We start from the raw sequence: 18,965 nt of genomic DNA on the forward strand, positions 1-18,965 counted from the left end.
TCATAATCATAAAAAATTTAGATTTTCAGCCGGACTGTAATAGTTATTTGAAATAAATAGTAATACAACCTCTAATCACGTTATTTAGTTTACACGATACCTTTATCATTCGTCAACGCTTTTACTCTTGTTTTAAACGTTTTCCACATTTCTAATGTTGTTAACGACTTCACAAGTATTTAACAAACTGTTACAGGTAATATTTAAGCCTGTTATACTTTATGACCGATGTGTGAACGTGAGTTTTTTGTCGTGAAGCTTATTTAAAGGATGTTTTTTGGGGGCACTGGCAATTTACAGCATAAAATTATAAAAAACAGTTCCTTTTACTCATGCTTTCAGCCTATGATCAAAAAAAGAAGAGGACGGCTGCCCTCTTCTTGAAAGATTTACTCATCAGCCACATTTAAATCAGCAGCTTGATAAAATTCCATTTTTGCCTCATTGTATTCGTTTGTTAACTGGTTAAACTCCTCATTCAGACTCGAAATTTCTCCATAAATATCATTAACTGTTTCGTGCTGCTCCTGCAGCTCTTCAGCTTCTGCATTTTCATCTTTAATCATTTCATAAAGGGCAATGTCTTCATCGATAGACGTCATATAAGTATTGAATAATTCCTGATAAACCTCATAACGTTCATGCATTGTCTGAACAACGTTCTCTCCTGCTGTCCTGACTTCTTCCTCATCAATATCCTCAAGATGCTCTTCTGCTTCCTGGAATATGCTGAATGATTCTTCAATAAGAGTCTCTTCTTCTTCCATTAATGTCCTTCGTTCTTCGGCCGACTCAATCGCTTCATTTGCCAGCGGTTCAATATCTTCTACGGATGACAGAGTAAGCATTTCGTCATAGAGATTCATTTCTGTTTGTTCGGCATCTACGAGGGGGTCTTGTTTATCCTCTATTTGATTTTCTATTTCAACAGACTCCTCAAATTTTTCGTACATTTGTTCAACCGGATCGTCACCAAAGCAGCCGCTTGTAAAAATTATTGCTGCTGATGCTCCTAATAATGTTATTATTTTTTTCAAATATGAACCCTCCTAAACAATTCACTATATTGCTCCCAATAACAAACTACCTTATTTTACTAATCATTACAAGAATATTTTTCTTCTTTTACATTTAACAACTACCATATTTCATTTATGAAAATAATATCAATACCTATTTTTTTGTTTTTTTATGTTTTTATTTGTGCTCACCTTTGTACGTCCTTCTTACTTTTTTATGTCTTAAAAAATGAGCTGCCAATGCTTAAATTAGCAAGTGCGGGTTTATTTTTTAAAAAAAATGATAAAAAATAGGTGTTTATCTATTCCGGATTTATTAGGCTGCATACCATGAAAGTACTCCGCCTGAAGGAAGCGGTAATTAAAAAGGAGGCATTTTTATGTACGGACATGGTTTTTGCGATGACCCTTGCGGATATGGACATCATCACGGATACGGTTATCCTACACAAGTAGCCGGAGTTGGAACAGGGCCAGGTAAAGGATTTGCCTTAATAGTAGTTCTGTTTATTCTTCTTATTATTGTAGGCGCATCAAAGTACTACTGCTAGGCAAACCTTTAAAGGGGAGCAGCTAAAAAGCTGTCTCCTCTTTTCATTAATTAAAAAACTGTTTATGATAAAGAGAAAGGTATATTTAATATTGCATGATGATGAAAGGAGATACCTTATGTTAACAATGGATGATATTATTCGTGAGGGGCACCCCACCTTAAGAAAAGCAGCTGAACCTGTTGATCTTCCTCCAAGTCAGGAAGACCAGAAAACTTTAAATGATATGATGCAGTTTCTTGTACATAGCCAGGATCCTGAAACTGCCGAAAAATACAGCCTTCGCCCTGGTGTTGGCCTAGCAGCGCCCCAGATAAATGTCAGTAAACGTATGCTTGTTATGCGTACAACAGATCAAAACGATGAAATTATTGAATATGCATTCTTTAATCCTAAAATTATCAGCCACTCCGCTGAAACCACTTATCTTGATAGCGGTGAAGGGTGTTTATCAGTAGACAGGAACGTCGAAGGTATTGTTCCCCGCTATGCGAGAATAAAAATTGAAGCGTACGATGCAGACGGAAATAAAGTTGTTAAACGGTTAAGAGGTTACTTAGCCATTGTTTTTCAGCACGAACTCGACCATTTAAACGGTATTATGTTCTACGATCGGATTGAAGGCGATGACCCTTACAAAAAACCTCTGCCTCCCGGCGAAGTAATAAAAGTCAAGAACGATGACGGCCCCCTCTTATAATTAAGAGGGGTTTTCAAATGGTAAATATCTCCTCGCAACTTCTTTCCTTTTTCTACTCATATTAAAAATAATTAACTACGTAAAACAAACTGGTACACGCTGGTGCTGTTTATTTTTTCTAGAAAAATATCCCTTTATTGCCTCTTCTCACAAACAAGAGTCTTGAATTGAATGGAAGGAGGGTTTAAAATGTTGAAAAGGTGGAGAGAACGTTTATTAAAAAGGTACCGGAATTTACTCCCTAAACAATTATATGTCTAATCCACTCATCCTTCTTTCTTAGCACAAGGTGAAAGAAGGATGAAACTTTATGTTAATATAACTGTACAGGGAAATGAACTTTTTAACGCTTATTTTCATAGGATTATTGATCTTAAGGTGCACGCCCGGAACGCCAAAAGAGTCCTATAATTATAAAATTTATAACTACTCAAGGAGAGGATTATCACATGGTATTTAAAGTCTTTTACCAGGACACACTGGACGAAGTGCCAGTTAGAGAACGTACGAACGTATTGTATATGGAAGCATCCACAGAAGAAGAAATAAGAAAAAAACTTGCAGACCGACGGTATAACATTGAATTTGTGACCCCTTTGTCCGAAGATGCTCTGCAGTATGAAAAAGAAAATAATGAAGACTTCCAGCTGGAGCAGGCATAACTAATGAAAGCAAAAAATCATCAAGCAGCTATATTCGCCTTCGGGGGTCTGGGCGAAATCGGAAAAAATATGTATGGCATTCAGTTTCAGGACGAAATTATTATCATCGATTCCGGTATTAAATTTCCTGAAGATGAATTGTTAGGGATTGACTACGTTATCCCCGATTATACGTATTTAGTAAAAAATGCAGACAAGATTAAAGGTCTGTTTATTACTCACGGGCATGAAGACCATATTGGAGGGGTCCCTTACCTGTTAAGGGAAATTAATGTACCAATTTACGGCGGCAAACTTGCCCTTGCATTAATCAGAAATAAACTTGAAGAACATGGACTTCTACGTAACGCCGAACTTCATGATATAGCAGAGGACGATGTAATTAAATTTCAGAAAACGTCGGTTTCTTTCTTCAGAACGACTCACAGTATTCCGGATTCTTTTGGAGTGGTAGTTAAAACTCCTTCCGGCAATATTGTACAAACGGGCGATTTTAAATTCGATTTCACCCCTGTTGGTGAGCCGGCTAATTTATCTAAAATGGCAAAGATTGGCGAAGAAGGTGTCCTCTGTTTATTATCTGACAGTACGAACAGTGAAGTACCGGGCTTCACGATGTCTGAACGTAAAGTAGGAGAAAGCATCGATTCTATTTTCCGAAAAGTGGACGGGCGTATTATATTTGCGACTTTTGCTTCTAACATTTACCGCCTCCAGCAGGCAGTAGAAGCAGCCGTAAAATATCGCCGTAAAGTTGCAGTATTTGGAAGAAGTATGGAATCAGCTATCCGCATAGGCCGTGAGCTGGGCTATATTAAAGCTCCGGAAAGTACCTTTATTGAGTCTTCTCAATTAAATAAAATACCTGCTGACCAAGTACTGATTTTATGTACAGGAAGCCAGGGAGAACCGATGGCTGCTCTATCGCGTATTGCCCACGGAACCCACAGGCAGATACAGATTATTCCTGGAGATACAGTCGTTTTCTCCTCTTCACCTATTCCAGGCAATACATTGAGTGTCAGCAAAATTATTAACCAGCTGTTCCGCGCAGGAGCAGAGGTCATTCACGGTTCATTAAACGATATCCACACGTCAGGACACGGCGGCCAGGAAGAACAAAAACTTATGCTCCGTCTTATGAAACCTAAATACTTCATGCCAATTCACGGTGAATACCGCATGCTCAAAATGCATACAGAGCTGGCTAAGGATTGCGGGGTTCCGGAAGAAAATTCTTTTGTCATGGATATTGGGGACGTCCTTGCATTAGATAAAAATGAAGCTGTCCGTGCCGGTAAAATTCCATCAGGTTCAATTTACGTTGACGGGAACGGCATTGGCGACATCGGGAATATCGTGCTGCGAGACCGCCGGATTTTGTCTGAAGAAGGACTCGTTGTAGTCGTAGTCAGCCTTAACATGAAAGAATTTAAAGTCGCTTCAGGTCCGGATATTATTTCCCGCGGATTTGTTTATATGAGGGAATCCGGGGACCTGATCAACGAAGCCCAAAAGAAGCTGGCTGTCCATCTAAATAACTTAATGGACAATAAAACCACCCAATGGTCTGAAATTAAAAACGAAGTGACCGATACTCTAGGGCCGTTTTTATATGAAAAAACGAAAAGAAAGCCTATGATTTTACCTATAATCATGGAAGTATAATAAAGAACTTACCGGTTAGGATAACATTTTGTAACCGCGGAGAATCTGCAGACTGGAACACCAGTTAAAATCAGTGGCTCTCACCGATGGTGAGAGCCACTGTTATTTATTAGATTGGAAAGGTTTTTTTATAATAGTTTGGCAGCTGAAACAGAAGATCAGTTGGAGGCGGCTCCCCCGTGATTAATACATGAAACATCTTCTGCCGTGAACGAAGGCGAGGACACCGAGAGGATAAACGCAGTCCTCGGGTAAAAAAACACAGCGAACTTCCACACGGATGTGGTGACTTCGGCGTTTTCACAGGACGTGAAGGTTTAGCCGAAATCCCTGCGACGATGTTGCGCTTATGCCTGTGGTGTAAGACTTCGCAGGAAGTGAACCGGCCGATTAAATAAAGCTGTTTATGCCGGGTGAGGCTCCAGAGCGTAAGCTGGTTTCCTTTTGAGCAACCAACCCAATTGTCTTAAACTTCCTCTTCAAACAAAAAAGACGGCCGTAACAGGCCACCTTTCAAGTCAATTATTGCTAGTCCTCATCATCAAATAAATCATGTTCCATCCGGTTAATGTCTTTATCTGCTCCAATGACAATTATAATATCGCCACTCATTAAGTATTCTGTCGCTGCAGGAGAGACATTGATCTCTTCCCCTCTTTTAATTGCCATAACGTTACACCCATATTTCGCCCGTATATCCAGATCAATCAGGGACTGGCTATGGACCGTTTTTCCAGCTATTAATTCCACAATGCTGTATTCATCGGAAAGTTCCAGATAATCCAGGACATTCTTTGAAATAATATTATGGGCGATTCTGACTCCCATGTCCCGTTCTGGATGGACCACTTTATGGGCGCCTATTTTATTCAGTACTTTTTCATGATAATCATTCTGAGCCTTTACCGTAATGTGTTTCACTCCTAGTTCAACAAGCATAAGAGTCGTCAGAATGCTTGATTGAATATTATCTCCAATCGCCACAATCACATGGTCGAAGTTCCTTATTCCAAGACTCTTAAGAGTGTTTTCATCGGTCGTATCAGCAACCACTGCGTGCGTCGCAATGGAGGCATATTCGTTTACTTTATCTTCATTCGTATCAATTGCAAGCACTTCCATTCCCTGTTCACTTAGAGACTTGCATATGCTTCCTCCAAAGCGTCCAAGGCCGATAACCGCAAACTGTTTTTTCATTTTGATCCCCCGGTATTTATTTTATAGCTTTCTTTATCATACAAATAATAACTCCCCGTATCAATGGTTTATATGTCAACAGAGCTTAAAGCCTAATGCTGGCTGCCGCATGATAACAAGGCTTATCTCTTGAATTGGAGTGGAAATGAGTGTGAATTATACGGAATTCTGCAGGTTGACATTCAGACCAGCAAATAGAAACATAAAAGAATGGCTCTCAGTGGTGAGAGCCATTCTTAATTAACTGGTTTACTCCAGTCTGCGTCCTAATTTTATTATACTTTAAGAGTATCTTGTCCAGGCTTCCAGTTAGCCGGGCATAGTCCCCCGGTTTGAAGCGCCTGAAGCACGCGAAGAGTTTCGTCTACATCACGGCCAATATTGTTGTGGTTTACAACAGAGTACATTAGCTCTCCTTCAGGGCTGATAATAAACAGTCCACGGAGTGCAACTCCCTCTTCTTCAATAAGAACACCATATTCACGGGATACTTCGTGGTTAGTATCCGCAGCTAAAGGATAGTCAAGTTTTCCAAGACCGTTATCATCACGGTCAGTATTAATCCATGCCAGGTGAGTGTGGATAGTGTCAGTTGATACACCGATCACTTCTGCATCTAAATCTTCGAACTCATCATAACGGTCGCTTAAAGAAGTAATTTCAGTCGGGCATACAAATGTGAAATCCATTGGGTAGAAGAAAAGAACAGTCCACTTATCCTGCTTCATATTTTCTTCCAGGCTTACTTTTCCAAATTCCTTATCAGCCATTACAGCATCCATTTCAAATCTGGGAGCTTGTTTAGCTACCATACGCTTTTCTGACATGTCTGAACCCCTCCAACAATTAATGTGCTTTTTAACTTTTACAACAGTGATTATTATATGATACTCATTCCATACCGTCAACCAGGATGGTCCTCTCCTGCCTGATCCATTCCTATCATGCCCTTATTTTTTATTTGTAAAACCCTTTTGGTTTAGAAGCTCTACAGCTTGTGGTAAACTCAAACATACGTATTTACATATAGAGAAAGGAGCTTTAATATGCAAGCATGGATTGATTCCGTCAATTGGACGGAAATTGGTACGAAAGCCTTGACTGTGGCCCTGCAGTTAATAGCTATTCTTATTATATTTTTTATTATAAGGGCAGTTGGCAGGAGTTTTATCTCTAAAAGCTTTTCTAAAATGAGTGACCAGAGAAACATCTCACACGGACGTGTCAAAACTCTGGAAAAGTTATCGCTTAATATTTTTTCTTATGTCCTGCTGTTTATCCTGATTACAATAATAGTAGGGATATTTGAATATGATGTAACCGCCCTAATTGCAGGAGCGGGTATTGTAGGACTGGCCATAGGCTTCGGGGCCCAGGGTCTGGTTAGTGATGTAGTAACAGGCTTTTTCATTCTGCTGGAGAGGCAGATAGAGGTAGATGAATATATAACTGTAGCAGGGATAGACGGGGTAGTTGAAGAAGTTGGACTAAGAACTACTGTTATTCGTGGATTTGATGGAACAGTGCATTTTATTCCAAACAGGGAAATAGGCAGCTTGAGCAACCATTCCCGATCCAATATGAGAGCACTCGTTGATATTAGTATCAGTTACGAAGATAATATTGATGAAGCCATAGCTGTCCTTCAGAAAGCATGTGATGATGCAGCTCGTGAAGATGACGTTATTAAAGAAGGCCCCCACGTTATAGGCGTACAGAACTTTGGAGACAGTGATGTAGTGATCCGCGTTATTGCCCAGACTGCTAATATGGAACAGTGGGGCGTGGAAAGAAAACTGCGTAAAGCTATGAAAGAAGCACTTGATGCAAACAACATAGAAATTCCATATCCTCATCAGGTAAACCTTACAAAAGAATCTTCAGCAGGATAATAAAAATGGTAATCGCACACCAAACAAAATTTCCGCCCCCTCAATTCAGATGATTTGAGGGGCTTTTAATACCACTTCCCCCAGCGCTGCCGGCTTATTCCACATGAGTGGCGCCGAATAATGTAATACAGCAAAACATAAAAAGAGCTGCCCCCAAAGTAATACTTTCAGGACAGCTTCTTCCAGGTTATTTAGCTAGTGTTTTACTGACTGATCGACGCGCTCACACACCTCATCCGCTGTTAATCCCTGCGCAGAAATGACAGATGCCTGCGTGGATGTCTCCTGGATTCCCATAATATTCTGCTGCTGGCCTGACACGACACAACAGTCACACCCAGCCGCATCTTCCTCATTTTGCAAAGACACCACTTCATAACCGCAAGCCTGCAGAGCTTGTTCCACGTCTGTTAATGAAGGTTCTACTCCTACCCTTGCCATACGTAACGCCTCCTTAGTCATTTCTGATTAGTATGACCTTGGTTCATCAACTTATTCAGAGGCGTGAAAAACGACGTTTTACCTTGACTTTATAAACTCAGTCAGATAATTTACAGCAACTGAGAGAGCATTTTCATCGGGGTTCAGCTTTGAGGAATGAAGTCCGTAATCACTCTCTACCCCCAGCCAGAACATGACACCTGGTATTTCTTCAAGGAAGTAACCAAAATCTTCCCCAGTCATCGCTTTATCACAGAGACGGAACGTAACATCTTCAAAGGAATCGGCAAATTGAATAAATGCCTCTGTCAGATCCTCATTGTTGTAAACCTGGCAGTAATTCGACCCGTAATCAATACTGACTTCACAGTTAAAACTTTCTTCCGTTCCGCGCGCCATCCCTTCAATACGGGCCTTGATCCTGTTCATAGATTCAATAGACAAACTGCGGATGGTGCCTTCAATCCGCGCCTGTTCAGCGATTATGTTCTGTTTTGTGCCGCCTTCAATCTTCCCTATGGTCACGACCGCAGAGTCGAGCGGGGATACATTTCTGGCTACTATAGTTTGAAGCTGAGTAACGAAATGGCTGGCAGTCACAACCATATCTTCAGCAGTATGGGGGTAGGCAGCATGACCGCCTTTCCCTTTAAAGTCGATAAACAATTCACTCGTATTCGCAAACAATATACCGGGCTTAGTGGCAATTGTACCTACTGAAAGTTCAGGGGCGATATGAAGAGCATACATTTCATCCGGTTTCCACGCCCGGAACTCTTCTGAAGCTAAAAGAGGTGCTGCACCACCCGGACCTTCTTCGGCCGGCTGAAAGACAAAAAGTAGATTATGCAAAGGCTGATGTTCCGAAAAATATTCGACAACAGCCAGGCCAATAGTCATATGAAAGTCATGGCCACAGGCATGCATCATTCCTTCATGATGTGAAGAAAATGGCAAGCCGGTTTCTTCACTAATGGGAAGACCGTCCATATCTGCCCGGTACCCTACAGTTTTAGCCGGGTTACTTCCTTCAATAAAAATGAGGACCCCCGTCTTCCATGTTTTATAATGTAAAAAATCCTGTGGACAAGCTGCCACCGTTTCCAGAATATATGCCTGCGTTTTCGTCTCTTTAAATCCCGCCTCGGGAATTTGATGAAGCGCCCGGCGTCTTGCCGCCAGGCGCTCTTGGAATTCATGTTCCATCATTATCACTCACTTAACTTTCTCAGCTCTTGTTTGATCTCAGTTTTTCCTTTTGTCTGATCGTCAATTTCTTTGATTACTTTAGCAGGAGTTCCGGCAACTACCGTATTCTTAGGGACATCCTCTGTTACAATCGCCCCAGCCGCAACAACTGACCCTTCACCGACTGTTACGCCTTCAAGAATAACAGCATTGGCACCTACAACGACTCCGTCTTCAATAATGACAGGCTTAGCAGATGGCGGCTCTATAACCCCTGCGAGTACTGCTCCAGCACCGATGTGGCAATTCTTCCCAACAGTTGCTCTTCCGCCGAGAACGGCATTCATATCAATCATAGTGCCTTCACCGACTACTGAACCGATATTAATGGAAGCCCCCATCATAATAACAGCTGAATCGCCGATTTCCACCTGTTCACGGATAAACGCGCCCGGCTCAATTCGCGCGTGGATGTTCTTCATATCGAGCAAAGGAATCGCAGAATTTCTGCGGTCATTTTCTACCACAAAATCCTCTATCTTTTCTTCGTTTTCTTTTATAGCTTTCTGAACATCTTTCCATTCCCCGAAAAGTACACCAGTCTCGCCCTGAATAAACGATTTGGTATTTTCACCAAAATTAATGCCGTCAAGGTTCCCCTTAATATGTACTTTTACTGGTGTTGATTTCTCGCTATTAGAGATAAAGTTAATAATTTCATTAGCATCCATTTGTTTCATAAAAAATCTCCTCCTTAACTTATGTCGAACTCCTTTACATCATAGTCATTTCCAAAAAAAAATGCAATCCATGAGCATCAATTAATCCTTATGGTTCATTACAGGTTACTTTAGCTATCTGCCATCCGGTTATCAACTGACTGGGTAATCGAAAATTAAAAAAGCAACCTCTCTAATATAGAGATATTTTTTCTAAAGGAGAAGGAAGCTTCCCCATGCTCCTTCCCCTCCTTTGTTTATGGATGACAATGGCAGTTAGATTTGTTTCTTTTTTAGAACTTTAATCATTTCCATCAACTTTTTCTTATTACATCCCAGCACCTGTATCTCCCCAAAACAGGTTAAAGGGGTACCCATGGCATTTATAGCCTTCCATTCCTGAAAAAACTCTTTATTTTCTGAGATATTCCGTTCTTCAAATTCCGCATGATTGTCCTCTAAAAACTCTCCCACCTGTTTACAGTAGGGACAACCATTACTCGTATAAACAATTATTTTGCTTTCCACATCTTTTTCCCCCTCACATCATCTTTGCCATTCACATGACACTTTGATTGTACACAAAAATTAACTGCTGCTCATATGTTTTATTATCGCCTGCTTACGTTCCAGCATTCATTTCACCAGCCTGTTCTCTCAGAATTAAGAAAAGGATCCCCTTGTTACAGGGAACCCTTTTGTTCTTCGATGACTTTATCATTTGCCATATAAACGCTTCTGCTTGGAAACGCGACAGATACACCTTCTTCTTCTAAAATTTTCATAATCTCAAGGTTAACATCTTCCCTCACCTTCATATACTCTTCCCACTGGGTGGTTACAGTAAATAAGTACAGGAAGATACCAAGACTGCTTTCATTAAAGTCATTAAACCTCACAATAATCAGTTCCTGATCGATATCTTTACGGCTGCGGAGCATTTTATCAATTCTCTCCACACATATGCGCAGCTTGTCTCTTGACGTGCCGTATTCCACATTTAAACTGTATGAAATTTGCCTTTTTTTCATTTTTGCCCAATTCTCTATTGGTTCATTGGCTAAGGTGGAATTAGGGACGACAATGACTGAATCTGCAAATGTCCTGATCTTCGTACTTCGGAATGAGATGTCTTCTACGACACCTTCTACAGATGGCGTTTGAATCCAGTCACCGAGGGTGAACGGTTTTTCCGTAATAATAATTACTCCTCCAAAAAAATTACCGATAGAGTCCTGTGCTGCCAGGGCGAAAGCAAGCCCGCCCAATCCGAGACCTGCAACAAACCCGCTGACATTATAGCCCCACTCATCAGCTATAATGCTGAGGGCCATGGCAATTAGCGCAAAGCGAACCAGTTTAGACAGAAACGGAAGAAGAATCTGGTCAAATTCGATATCTAATTTCCTGCCTACTTTTGAAAAAACAGTAGAAGTTGAGGCGGATAAATTAAAAAGCCCCCAGGCAATATGAACAATAACCAGTGTTCTGAAGACCCTCAGAAAAAGGGCATCAAATTCAGCAGGAAACGGCAAATATATCAAGGCGAGATAAAAACCTATAAATACGAAAAATGATCTGACTGGCCTTTCAAAAGCCAGTAAAATATTTGTTACTAAATCTGTGGGCGCTTTTCGTGATAAAGTAAGAATAAGTCTGAAAATATATATTGTAAATAATTTTCTAAACACTAAAAATAAAATCAGTATTCCTGCAGCAAGCAGCACTTCTTGCCACGTAAAAGAATATATCCAATGATCTGTCATAGCAACCTCCTTCTTCATAAGTGTCTCAAGCCTGCGTTAAAGTCAGGCTTAATCTATTTTATCTATGTGCACGTATATAGAAGTCCCTTAAGTTATTAAGTATAAGCATGTCAGTTTTATTATTCAACATATTTTGAGCTGAATATTACTTTAAATATTCACTTGATAAGTCAAACAAGTAAATGATATACTTTGACACAATTAGATTATAAGAGGGAAATATAAAATGAAAAAACAATTTGCAATTATTGGACTGGGCCGGTTCGGCCAAAGCGTCTGCAGAGAATTATATCATTTAGGCCATGAAGTGCTGGCTATAGATAAAAATCAGAAGAAAATTGAGGATGCATCCAGCTATGCAACCCACACTCTTCTCGCTGACGGGACAGATGAAGCTGCCCTTAAACAGATTGGAATCAGAAATTTTGAGCATGTTATCGTAGCCATAGCTGAAGATATACAGGCAAGTATTTTATGTACGCTTCATTTAAAAGACATGAATGTGCCTAAAGTGTGGGTGAAAGCCCAGAACAGCTACCATCACAAAGTGTTGGAGAAGATAGGGGCTGACCGTATTTTTCACCCTGAACATGATATGGGAAACCGGATCGCCCAATTTTTAACTTCTGAAAAAGTAATAGACTACATTGATTTATCCGCTGATTACAGTATTGTTGAAGTTATTACGACTTCAAAAGTGGAAGGTAAATCGCTTATTGAACTCGATATCCGGGCCCGATTCGGCTGTACGATTCTCGCTATAAAACAAAACGGCAAAGTAAATATTACCCCCAATCCAAACGATGAACTGCATAAAGGGGATATTTTAATCATGATCGGCAGCAAACAGGATCTTCGCCGTTTTCAGGACGAAGCCCTCTAACGTTTATTGCATAAAAAACTTTCTACTATTGAAACAGTAGAAAGTTTTTTAATTTTACAAAATTGTCAATCTTTTTAAATGACAGCGGTTTCATTTATGTATGTTTCATGGTTTAATATATCTAAAGGAGTTAGAGTCTCAATGATTCAGCCGGTATGGCGAAATCACACTTTCGGGGGTGCTGACGTATGAATGCGATTGAATTAAATCAAGTAGTGAAACGTTTTTCTAATGGTTCTCAAATGACGACTTTATTTAATGATATGAACTTTACTGTGCGCGAGGGGGAACTCGTTGTCATATCAGGCGAAGAAGGCACAGGAAAATCAACTTTGCTGCGTATGCTCGCAGCAATGACACCTGCCAATAAAGGCAGTGTTCACGTATTTGGGGAAGACCTTTTGACTATACGGAAACGTACGGAGTGGCGCCTTGAAAACATAGGTTATATAAACGAAGAAGGGGTTCTGATTCCCTACCTGTCAGCTAGACAAAACCTCCTTCTTGGCTTAAAGCCTGACCATCCTCAATATAAAGAAAAATACAAACAAGCTGCTGAGATATTAATGGATCTTGGTTTTTCCGAGGAAAAGCTGGATGAATCCATTGAGGGACTGGATGATAAACACCAGATCCTCGCCAGTATCGGCCGCATACTCATGACCAGCCCTAAACTTATATTGGCTGATGAACCAACAAAAGCCCTCGATGGTCCGGAAGGAGAAGCTGTTCTTGACCGTTTGATGAATTTTGCAAAAAAACAAGGGTTAACCGTTATTGCAGTTACGAATGACGAGACAATCAGAGATCAGGCAGACAGGCATTTTTCTGTAGAGAACTGCCAGCTGGTAGAAAAAAATGAAGAAGGACAGCTTCATTAATCGATTAGAATAAACGCTAAAATAAAAATGGCCCTCACCTTAGGTGGGAGCCATTTTTTACGTTTAACGGAGCTGGGAGCCTGCTCTTTTTAAAATATTATATGTTTCCAGTCAGCTCCCCGACCCGTACACAATAGCTAAGATCGTCAGAATGGTATATGTAACAACTACGGCAGCGGCTCCTGCCAGCAATACAATTATTACTGCCTTTTGAACCTTCCCCATATGATCACACCTTTATTATAAGAGATTTTCGTATGATGCAGATTCTACTACAATCCATTATGCCAAGATAACCGCCAAAAAGAAAGTATGGGGAGTCAGGAAAAGGTGAAATAAATGATATTTACTTTTTTCATTTCTTTTACAGGGACATATGCCTATTCACTTATCAGTTTCGTTACATATATTAATACAGGAAACACGGTTTAAGAGGTGATATTAATGAGCGATCGAAAGAAGCGTGAAATAAAGCCCATACATGAACAGCCTTTTGGGGATATTTTAAATTCAATGGACAGTTTCTTTAACCAGGCTATTAAGCATCTGCATCCTTCCAAAATGATACCTGTCTATCAATATGAAACGAAAGATGAGTATGTAATTGAGGCAGAAGTTCCAGGAATTAAAAAAGAACAGATTCTGTTAGATATCTTTCAAAACCACATAAAAATCAGTATCAAAAATGAAAGTTATTCAGAGAAAAAAGATGATGTTAAAAAGACTACTGAACAGTACTTCAGGTACCATAAATCCGATCGGATAGTTAATCTTCCTTTTGCCGTCAACCAGTCAGACATTAAAGCAAGCCTTTCTCAAGGTTTACTGACTATCCGTATACCGAACAAGAGAAAACGTATATCCATTGATACAAAGGAGGTGTAAGCCATGTTTTTCGGACGTCCGCCCCGCCAGCCGAATATGCCGCACGAGTACCACCAGCCGTTTCATCCACCCGGACCGCCTTCAAACCAATGGCCAGGTTACGGACAGTCATATTATCAACAGCAGCATCCGTCTGCCGGCTACCCGCCTTACCAGCAATTTGGAGGTTACCCGCCAGCACCCCAGCAGAACCCTGGATCAAAACTGATGCAGGCTTTTCAGACAAGTGACGGTAAATTTGACTTTCAAAAAGCTATGACAACCATGGATCAAGTCGTAAAAACGGCAAATCAAGTCAGTCCCCTCGTTAAACAAGTAGGAAGTTTCTTTACAAAAGCGAAATAGGGAGCCTTCCGGTTCTCCCTGTTGCGCTTTTATTTTTTCCATCTGCCCTCCCGGCTATTATTCTTTCCTGCTGCCGGATTTCAATCAGCGGTGAATCCTTATGACGTATGGTAAACTTATTATAACTACATAACAGGAGTTGATCATGTGAACCAAACCATTAAAACGCTGTTAAACCACCGGTCTATCCGTAAATTTAAAGACGAGCCATTATCAGATGAACAGATCAGTTATATTGTCCAGTCTGCTCAATTAGCTTCTACATCAAGTTTTATCCAGGCTTATACCATACTGGGCATTAAGAATCCTGAAACGAAAGCAAAACTGGCCCAGTTTGCAGGTAACCAGCCTTATGTTGAAAAAAACGGCCACTTTTTTATTTTTTGCGCCGATCTTCACCGGCATACTATTGCATCCGGAATGGAAGGGACGCAAGTAAATGCATCACTGGAAACAACTGAAAAATTTATGGTAGCGGCTATTGATGCCTCCCTTGCTGCCCAGAATGCAGCCATTGCTGCTGAATCTATGGATCTTGGCATTTGCTATATTGGGGGAATTAGAAATGACATTGAAAAAGTGTCGGAACTCCTGCAACTGCCTGGTTATGTGGTCCCCCTTTTCGGGATGGCAGTTGGCGTCCCTGAGACCTCTACAGACCAGAAACCAAGACTTCCTATGGGCAATATTTATTTTGAAGAAACATATCCATCAGATAAAGAAGTTGAAAAAGGACTCAGCATTTATAACGACATCATTTCAGACTATTATAATAAACGGACTGGCGGAGAACGTTCTGACACGTGGACAGAACAAATGACCCGTATGCTCAGTAAAGCAGTAAGAAGAGATATGAAAGATTTTATTCAGAAAAAAGGCTTTTTAAAGACGTAAAATAAATAAACCGCGGCTTTTTTTACTTTCGCCGCGGTTTTTGAGCATTATTATTTTAAAGCTTTTGTATGGAAAAAACCTCCTTTCTTTTTCTTGAAATCATCTGTTCCCCAATTAAGAGCTCTGCTGTCCGCTTCCGGAACCATTTTAATTATATGTTTTGAACAATGGATATAAGCCTCTTCTACAGTCACCCACACCCAATATTCGATTTTTCCGGCTGATTTGATTTTTTCAGAAAAAAGCGGATATCCTTTTTCTTTCAGAGCGGAGCGCAAGTCATCTGTGTTAAATATTTTGCCAGTTCCGTTTATGTGGAGTCCTACCTGGTCATATACAAAATCGATAAACAGAAGACTTAATTTCTCATTCTCCTTAAGGTTCCCTAGGCTTGCAAAGACGCCATTGCCCCGAAACTCAGGGTAAATAAGAGTGTTTTTATCCAATACTTTTATAAAGCCCGGTTCTCCAGCCCGAAAAGAGCAGTCGCAATCCCCGTCTGACCCGGAGGTTGCTATAAAGGCCATCGTCTGGTTTGAAATAAACTCTCTCATTTTCTCATTTAAAGACAAACGTACCTGGTTTTTGTAAAAGGATTCAGCTTTTTTAGCAGTCCCTTTTTCCTTTTGAAGCAGTAATTCTCCAGAGGATTTATGAGGCATGTCCGGTCTCTCCTTCTCAGTTTCTGATACCTCTAATTATAATATAGAATGCCACTGGCCCTTTTCCCTTTTTGGAATGTTCATAATACTGTTAAACAATACGGAGAATGATATATGTAGCAGCCTCATATAAACCCTGTTAAAATAAAAAAGACGGCGGTTTATTTTCCCTCATATTCTTACTAAGGAGGACTGTAAAAATGACTAAAAAAATGAACGTAGAAAGTTTTAACCTCGACCACACTAAGGTTAAAGCGCCGTATATTCGTCTTGCCGGTACAACTCAAGGATCTAATGGTGATACCATCTATAAATATGACCTGAGGTTCTGCCAGCCTAACAAAGAACATATGACAATGCCCGGCCTTCATTCCCTTGAACATATGATGGCCGAATTCAGCCGCAACCACCATTCCCAAATCGTGGATATCAGCCCTATGGGATGCCAGACAGGCTTTTACATGTCGATTATTAATGACGACAGCTATGACAATGTGCTTTCATTGCTCGATAAAACGTTAAATGATGTGCTGGAAGCGACGGAAGTTCCCGCTTGTAATGAAGTTCAGTGCGGATGGGCTGCCTCCCATTCCCTTGAAGGGGCTAAAGACATTGCCCGCAAGATGCTTGACGAAAAAGACAGCTGGACAGAAGTTATGTAATTATAAAAAAGGAGCAGGTCTTAAAAGCATAACTTTTAAAACCTGCTCCTTTTATTTTTCTCATAAATCTTTTTCCATAGTCACATGCAAAATATCTGCATCATAAAATTGCTCTGAGACTGTTTTATATCCTGTCTCAATGTAAAAGGGTTCCGCATGCAGCTGGGCATTCAGCCTGAATTTAGTAAGCCCTTCAGCTTTAGCACTTTCTTCCATCTTTTTCATTAATAGAGAACCTAATCCCTTTCTTCTTGCTTCTTTTAAAATACACACCCGTTCAGCTTTGGCTGTCGTTTCTTCTGTTCTCAACCTTCCGGCGCCAACCGGGAGGCCTTCTCTATATACAACAAAATGAATCGCTTCGTTTTCCTTATTATCAATTTCTATCTCTTCAGGCACACCCTGCTCCAATATAAATACCTCACGCCTGACTTTGTAGACATCTTTTAATTCATCTTCTGCTAAAGCTCTGCGTACTTCCACCACTACTGCTCATCACTTCCCAACAGAAAAGTTTCATAAACTGTCCAGGTGCCGTTTTCCAATTGGTACAGAAGAGAAAAGCGGTCCACTGTTTCTTCATAATTAATGGTCTCCAGCTTTAAACGGCCAAACACATCAGACAATTCATCATAATTCATTTCCTGTCCGATTGTTATATGAGGTACAAAAGGATGTTCTGTTTCTTTCTTGAGGCTCCCGGAATTTAATTCATTGTGGAGAGCAAGCAGGGATTCATTTTCACGGACTTTCATATAAATTGTATTCGTTACCGGATAAAACGAACTGAATTTATAAACTTCTAAAGTAAAAGGAGAAGCTTTTTTAGCAACCTTCCTTACTTCTTTGGAAAATTCATTTATCTGAGTTTCTTCCATTTCAAACGGCTCTTTCAACGTAAGGTGCGGGGGGACAAGAGAATACTTCGTGTCGTATCTTTTCCTATATGAATTGGCCATATCCTGTAATTTTTTAGACGGGAAAACGGCAATACCATACTTCATTGAAACTCCTCCTTATATCATAATTGCTAAATTTCTATTAATTCAACAGTTATTACGTTAATTTGGCTGTCTCAGCGTACATACATCATAATATACTTCTATCTCCATTACAAAAATCCTTTTATTCTGCAAAATTTTTATGTGACATTTGTGTTTTTCTCAAAGAAGTTAAGGGAATGCCAAATGTGAGCTATTTTATAATATATGTTAAAATTAATGTAGTCAGAGACGTTTACACACAGAGAGGAGAACGCTCAAATGTCAAAGAAAAAACAACCAGTCCATTGCCATGTCGTAGAATCTGCTGCAAGGACTCTTCTTAAAGAACGGGGAGTTGAAATTGAGGACGTTGCTCAAATTGTTTATGATATGCAGTCTGAATTTAATGACTCCATTACTCTAGATGATTGTATTGAAAGCGTTGATGCGGTTCTGGAAAAAAGAGAAATCCAGCACGCTGTCTTAGTAGGTATTGAATTAGACAAACTCGCTGAGCAAAATAAATTATCAGAACCTCTTCAATCCATCGTGGAAATGGACGAAGGCTTATTCGGCGTCGATGAAACGATTGCCATCGGTTCCGTATTCGGATACGGAAGTATTGCTGTTACCACCTTCGGGTATCTCGATAAAGAAAAAGTCGGCATTATAAAGAAATTAGACTCTAAGCCAGGCAATAAAGTCCACACTTTTCTTGATGATCTCGTCTGCAGTATTGCCGCCAATGCGTCAAGCAGACTCGCCCACCGAATCAGGGACCGTGAAGAACAATTAAGAGAAGAAGAAATAAAGCACCGTGATAAAGAAGAACGTATTGGCTAAACTTAATGAGAAAACCTTTCTAAGCCAGTCTTAACTAAAGACTGGCTTATTAATTGGTTCTCTTCTTCGTGCTTGATTCTCACCCTTCCCAATGATATTCTTTTTAAAATGGCCATTTATTAGG

General features: G+C 40.2%; 23 protein-coding genes. 12 read left to right on the forward strand and 11 right to left on the reverse strand.

The features are described from left to right. Positions 1-389: 389 nt before the first annotated feature. On the reverse strand, positions 390-1,037 hold the full coding sequence (locus K8O68_RS20465; protein ID WP_230898597.1) for a YkyA family protein: 648 nt from the start codon (positions 1,035-1,037) through the stop codon (positions 390-392). 362 nt (positions 1,038-1,399) lie between these two features. On the opposite strand from K8O68_RS20465, the gene K8O68_RS21535 reads away from it, so the two are divergent. The 4 genes from K8O68_RS21535 to rnjA all read left to right on the forward strand — a co-directional run bounded on the left by K8O68_RS21535 (position 1,400) and on the right by rnjA (position 4,600). Then, entirely contained in the window at positions 1,400-1,570 is a 171-nt protein-coding gene (locus tag K8O68_RS21535) for a YjcZ family sporulation protein (RefSeq protein WP_304619981.1), read from the forward strand. 118 nt (positions 1,571-1,688) lie between these two features. Beyond that, complete coding sequence (gene def / locus K8O68_RS20475) at positions 1,689-2,270, forward strand: peptide deformylase (protein ID WP_230898598.1); 582 nt, start codon at positions 1,689-1,691, stop codon at positions 2,268-2,270. A 449-nt stretch (positions 2,271-2,719) separates the two neighbouring features. Beyond that, positions 2,720-2,932: a DNA-dependent RNA polymerase subunit epsilon gene (locus K8O68_RS20480; protein WP_230898599.1), complete on the forward strand. Its 213-nt coding sequence runs from the start codon at positions 2,720-2,722 to the stop codon at positions 2,930-2,932. A 3-nt stretch (positions 2,933-2,935) separates the two neighbouring features. Next, positions 2,936-4,600, forward strand: a complete 1,665-nt coding sequence (gene rnjA / locus K8O68_RS20485) for a ribonuclease J1 (protein WP_230898600.1) — start codon at positions 2,936-2,938, stop codon at positions 4,598-4,600. A gap of 528 nt (positions 4,601-5,128) precedes the next feature. On the opposite strand, the gene K8O68_RS20490 is transcribed toward rnjA, so the two are convergent. Beyond that, positions 5,129-5,797, reverse strand: coding sequence for a potassium channel family protein (locus tag K8O68_RS20490; protein ID WP_230898601.1), 669 nt, complete (start codon positions 5,795-5,797; stop codon positions 5,129-5,131). A 275-nt stretch (positions 5,798-6,072) separates the two neighbouring features. Next, a complete protein-coding gene (locus K8O68_RS20495; protein WP_230898602.1) occupies positions 6,073-6,624 on the reverse strand; it encodes a peroxiredoxin in 552 nt (183 codons plus the stop codon). 219 nt (positions 6,625-6,843) lie between these two features. Here K8O68_RS20495 and K8O68_RS20500 point away from each other — a divergent pair, with 219 nt between their 5' ends. Beyond that, a complete protein-coding gene (locus K8O68_RS20500; RefSeq protein WP_230898603.1) occupies positions 6,844-7,689 on the forward strand; it encodes a mechanosensitive ion channel family protein in 846 nt (281 codons plus the stop codon). 195 nt (positions 7,690-7,884) lie between these two features. Here K8O68_RS20500 and K8O68_RS20505 read toward each other — a convergent pair whose 3' ends face one another. The 5 genes from K8O68_RS20505 to K8O68_RS20525 all read right to left on the reverse strand — a co-directional run bounded on the left by K8O68_RS20505 (position 7,885) and on the right by K8O68_RS20525 (position 11,803). Beyond that, entirely contained in the window at positions 7,885-8,130 is a 246-nt protein-coding gene (locus K8O68_RS20505; protein WP_230898604.1) for a YkuS family protein, read from the reverse strand. Positions 8,131-8,208: 78 nt separating this feature from the next. Continuing rightward, positions 8,209-9,339: an N-acetyldiaminopimelate deacetylase gene (locus tag K8O68_RS20510; protein ID WP_230898605.1), complete on the reverse strand. Its 1,131-nt coding sequence runs from the start codon at positions 9,337-9,339 to the stop codon at positions 8,209-8,211. A gap of 2 nt (positions 9,340-9,341) precedes the next feature. Beyond that, the gene (gene dapD, locus K8O68_RS20515) at positions 9,342-10,058 is read right to left on the reverse strand and encodes a 2,3,4,5-tetrahydropyridine-2,6-dicarboxylate N-acetyltransferase (RefSeq protein ID WP_093055560.1); all 717 of its coding nucleotides are present in this window, start codon (positions 10,056-10,058) and stop codon (positions 9,342-9,344) included. Positions 10,059-10,313: 255 nt separating this feature from the next. Next, the gene (locus K8O68_RS20520) at positions 10,314-10,565 is read right to left on the reverse strand and encodes a glutaredoxin family protein (protein WP_230898606.1); all 252 of its coding nucleotides are present in this window, start codon (positions 10,563-10,565) and stop codon (positions 10,314-10,316) included. Between the two features lie 155 nt (positions 10,566-10,720). Beyond that, on the reverse strand, positions 10,721-11,803 hold the full coding sequence (locus K8O68_RS20525; RefSeq protein ID WP_230898607.1) for a mechanosensitive ion channel family protein: 1,083 nt from the start codon (positions 11,801-11,803) through the stop codon (positions 10,721-10,723). Between the two features lie 226 nt (positions 11,804-12,029). On the opposite strand from K8O68_RS20525, the gene K8O68_RS20530 reads away from it, so the two are divergent. From K8O68_RS20530 to nfsA, 5 genes are all read left to right on the forward strand, one after another. Then, positions 12,030-12,686, forward strand: coding sequence for a potassium channel family protein (locus K8O68_RS20530; RefSeq protein WP_230898608.1), 657 nt, complete (start codon positions 12,030-12,032; stop codon positions 12,684-12,686). 188 nt (positions 12,687-12,874) lie between these two features. Next, a complete protein-coding gene (locus tag K8O68_RS20535; RefSeq protein ID WP_230898609.1) occupies positions 12,875-13,567 on the forward strand; it encodes an ABC transporter ATP-binding protein in 693 nt (230 codons plus the stop codon). 444 nt (positions 13,568-14,011) lie between these two features. Continuing rightward, positions 14,012-14,452 carry an Hsp20/alpha crystallin family protein gene (locus tag K8O68_RS20540; protein ID WP_230898610.1) on the forward strand — a complete coding sequence of 147 codons (441 nt, stop codon included), beginning with the start codon at positions 14,012-14,014 and terminating at the stop codon, positions 14,450-14,452. 3 nt (positions 14,453-14,455) lie between these two features. Further along, positions 14,456-14,797, forward strand: a complete 342-nt coding sequence (locus K8O68_RS20545; protein ID WP_230898611.1) for a YppG family protein — start codon at positions 14,456-14,458, stop codon at positions 14,795-14,797. A 147-nt stretch (positions 14,798-14,944) separates the two neighbouring features. After that, positions 14,945-15,691 carry an oxygen-insensitive NADPH nitroreductase gene (gene nfsA / locus K8O68_RS20550; protein WP_230898612.1) on the forward strand — a complete coding sequence of 249 codons (747 nt, stop codon included), beginning with the start codon at positions 14,945-14,947 and terminating at the stop codon, positions 15,689-15,691. Positions 15,692-15,741: 50 nt separating this feature from the next. Here the strand turns inward: nfsA and K8O68_RS20555 are convergent, their stop codons facing one another. After that, positions 15,742-16,353: a pyridoxamine 5'-phosphate oxidase family protein gene (locus K8O68_RS20555; protein WP_230898613.1), complete on the reverse strand. Its 612-nt coding sequence runs from the start codon at positions 16,351-16,353 to the stop codon at positions 15,742-15,744. Positions 16,354-16,553: 200 nt separating this feature from the next. Here K8O68_RS20555 and K8O68_RS20560 point away from each other — a divergent pair, with 200 nt between their 5' ends. Beyond that, positions 16,554-17,015 carry an S-ribosylhomocysteine lyase gene (locus K8O68_RS20560; RefSeq protein WP_230898614.1) on the forward strand — a complete coding sequence of 154 codons (462 nt, stop codon included), beginning with the start codon at positions 16,554-16,556 and terminating at the stop codon, positions 17,013-17,015. Between the two features lie 60 nt (positions 17,016-17,075). Here K8O68_RS20560 and K8O68_RS20565 read toward each other — a convergent pair whose 3' ends face one another. Together K8O68_RS20565 and K8O68_RS20570 are read right to left on the reverse strand one after the other, a co-directional pair. Then, on the reverse strand, positions 17,076-17,498 hold the full coding sequence (locus tag K8O68_RS20565; RefSeq protein WP_230898615.1) for a GNAT family N-acetyltransferase: 423 nt from the start codon (positions 17,496-17,498) through the stop codon (positions 17,076-17,078). 2 nt (positions 17,499-17,500) lie between these two features. Continuing rightward, on the reverse strand, positions 17,501-18,019 hold the full coding sequence (locus K8O68_RS20570) for a YjcG family protein (protein WP_230898616.1): 519 nt from the start codon (positions 18,017-18,019) through the stop codon (positions 17,501-17,503). Between the two features lie 258 nt (positions 18,020-18,277). On the opposite strand from K8O68_RS20570, the gene K8O68_RS20575 reads away from it, so the two are divergent. Continuing rightward, positions 18,278-18,841, forward strand: a complete 564-nt coding sequence (locus K8O68_RS20575; protein ID WP_230898617.1) for a phosphatidylglycerophosphatase A family protein — start codon at positions 18,278-18,280, stop codon at positions 18,839-18,841. The last annotated feature ends 124 nt before the right edge of the window (positions 18,842-18,965 follow it).

It is taken from the genome of Salipaludibacillus sp. CUR1, from assembly GCF_021028955.1.
Lineage (GTDB): Bacteria > Bacillota > Bacilli > Bacillales > Salisediminibacteriaceae > Salipaludibacillus.

Excerpts from the sequence above, each read along its gene's own strand:
- K8O68_RS21535 (WP_304619981.1), top strand. The coding sequence starts at position 1,400 with ATGTACGGACATGGTTTTTGCGATGACCCTTGCGGATATGGACATCAT.
- def (WP_230898598.1), top strand. The coding sequence starts at position 1,689 with ATGTTAACAATGGATGATATTATTCGTGAGGGGCACCCCACCTTAAGA.
- K8O68_RS20480 (WP_230898599.1), top strand. The coding sequence starts at position 2,720 with ATGGTATTTAAAGTCTTTTACCAGGACACACTGGACGAAGTGCCAGTT.
- rnjA (WP_230898600.1), top strand. The coding sequence starts at position 2,936 with ATGAAAGCAAAAAATCATCAAGCAGCTATATTCGCCTTCGGGGGTCTG.
- K8O68_RS20490 (WP_230898601.1), bottom strand. The coding sequence starts at position 5,797 with ATGAAAAAACAGTTTGCGGTTATCGGCCTTGGACGCTTTGGAGGAAGC.
- K8O68_RS20495 (WP_230898602.1), bottom strand. The coding sequence starts at position 6,624 with ATGTCAGAAAAGCGTATGGTAGCTAAACAAGCTCCCAGATTTGAAATG.
- K8O68_RS20500 (WP_230898603.1), top strand. The coding sequence starts at position 6,844 with ATGCAAGCATGGATTGATTCCGTCAATTGGACGGAAATTGGTACGAAA.
- K8O68_RS20505 (WP_230898604.1), bottom strand. The coding sequence starts at position 8,130 with ATGGCAAGGGTAGGAGTAGAACCTTCATTAACAGACGTGGAACAAGCT.
- K8O68_RS20510 (WP_230898605.1), bottom strand. The coding sequence starts at position 9,339 with ATGATGGAACATGAATTCCAAGAGCGCCTGGCGGCAAGACGCCGGGCG.
- dapD (WP_093055560.1), bottom strand. The coding sequence starts at position 10,058 with ATGAAACAAATGGATGCTAATGAAATTATTAACTTTATCTCTAATAGC.
- K8O68_RS20525 (WP_230898607.1), bottom strand. The coding sequence starts at position 11,803 with ATGACAGATCATTGGATATATTCTTTTACGTGGCAAGAAGTGCTGCTT.
- K8O68_RS20530 (WP_230898608.1), top strand. The coding sequence starts at position 12,030 with ATGAAAAAACAATTTGCAATTATTGGACTGGGCCGGTTCGGCCAAAGC.
- K8O68_RS20535 (WP_230898609.1), top strand. The coding sequence starts at position 12,875 with ATGAATGCGATTGAATTAAATCAAGTAGTGAAACGTTTTTCTAATGGT.
- K8O68_RS20540 (WP_230898610.1), top strand. The coding sequence starts at position 14,012 with ATGAGCGATCGAAAGAAGCGTGAAATAAAGCCCATACATGAACAGCCT.
- K8O68_RS20545 (WP_230898611.1), top strand. The coding sequence starts at position 14,456 with ATGTTTTTCGGACGTCCGCCCCGCCAGCCGAATATGCCGCACGAGTAC.
- K8O68_RS20555 (WP_230898613.1), bottom strand. The coding sequence starts at position 16,353 with ATGCCTCATAAATCCTCTGGAGAATTACTGCTTCAAAAGGAAAAAGGG.
- K8O68_RS20560 (WP_230898614.1), top strand. The coding sequence starts at position 16,554 with ATGACTAAAAAAATGAACGTAGAAAGTTTTAACCTCGACCACACTAAG.
- K8O68_RS20570 (WP_230898616.1), bottom strand. The coding sequence starts at position 18,019 with ATGAAGTATGGTATTGCCGTTTTCCCGTCTAAAAAATTACAGGATATG.
- K8O68_RS20575 (WP_230898617.1), top strand. The coding sequence starts at position 18,278 with ATGTCAAAGAAAAAACAACCAGTCCATTGCCATGTCGTAGAATCTGCT.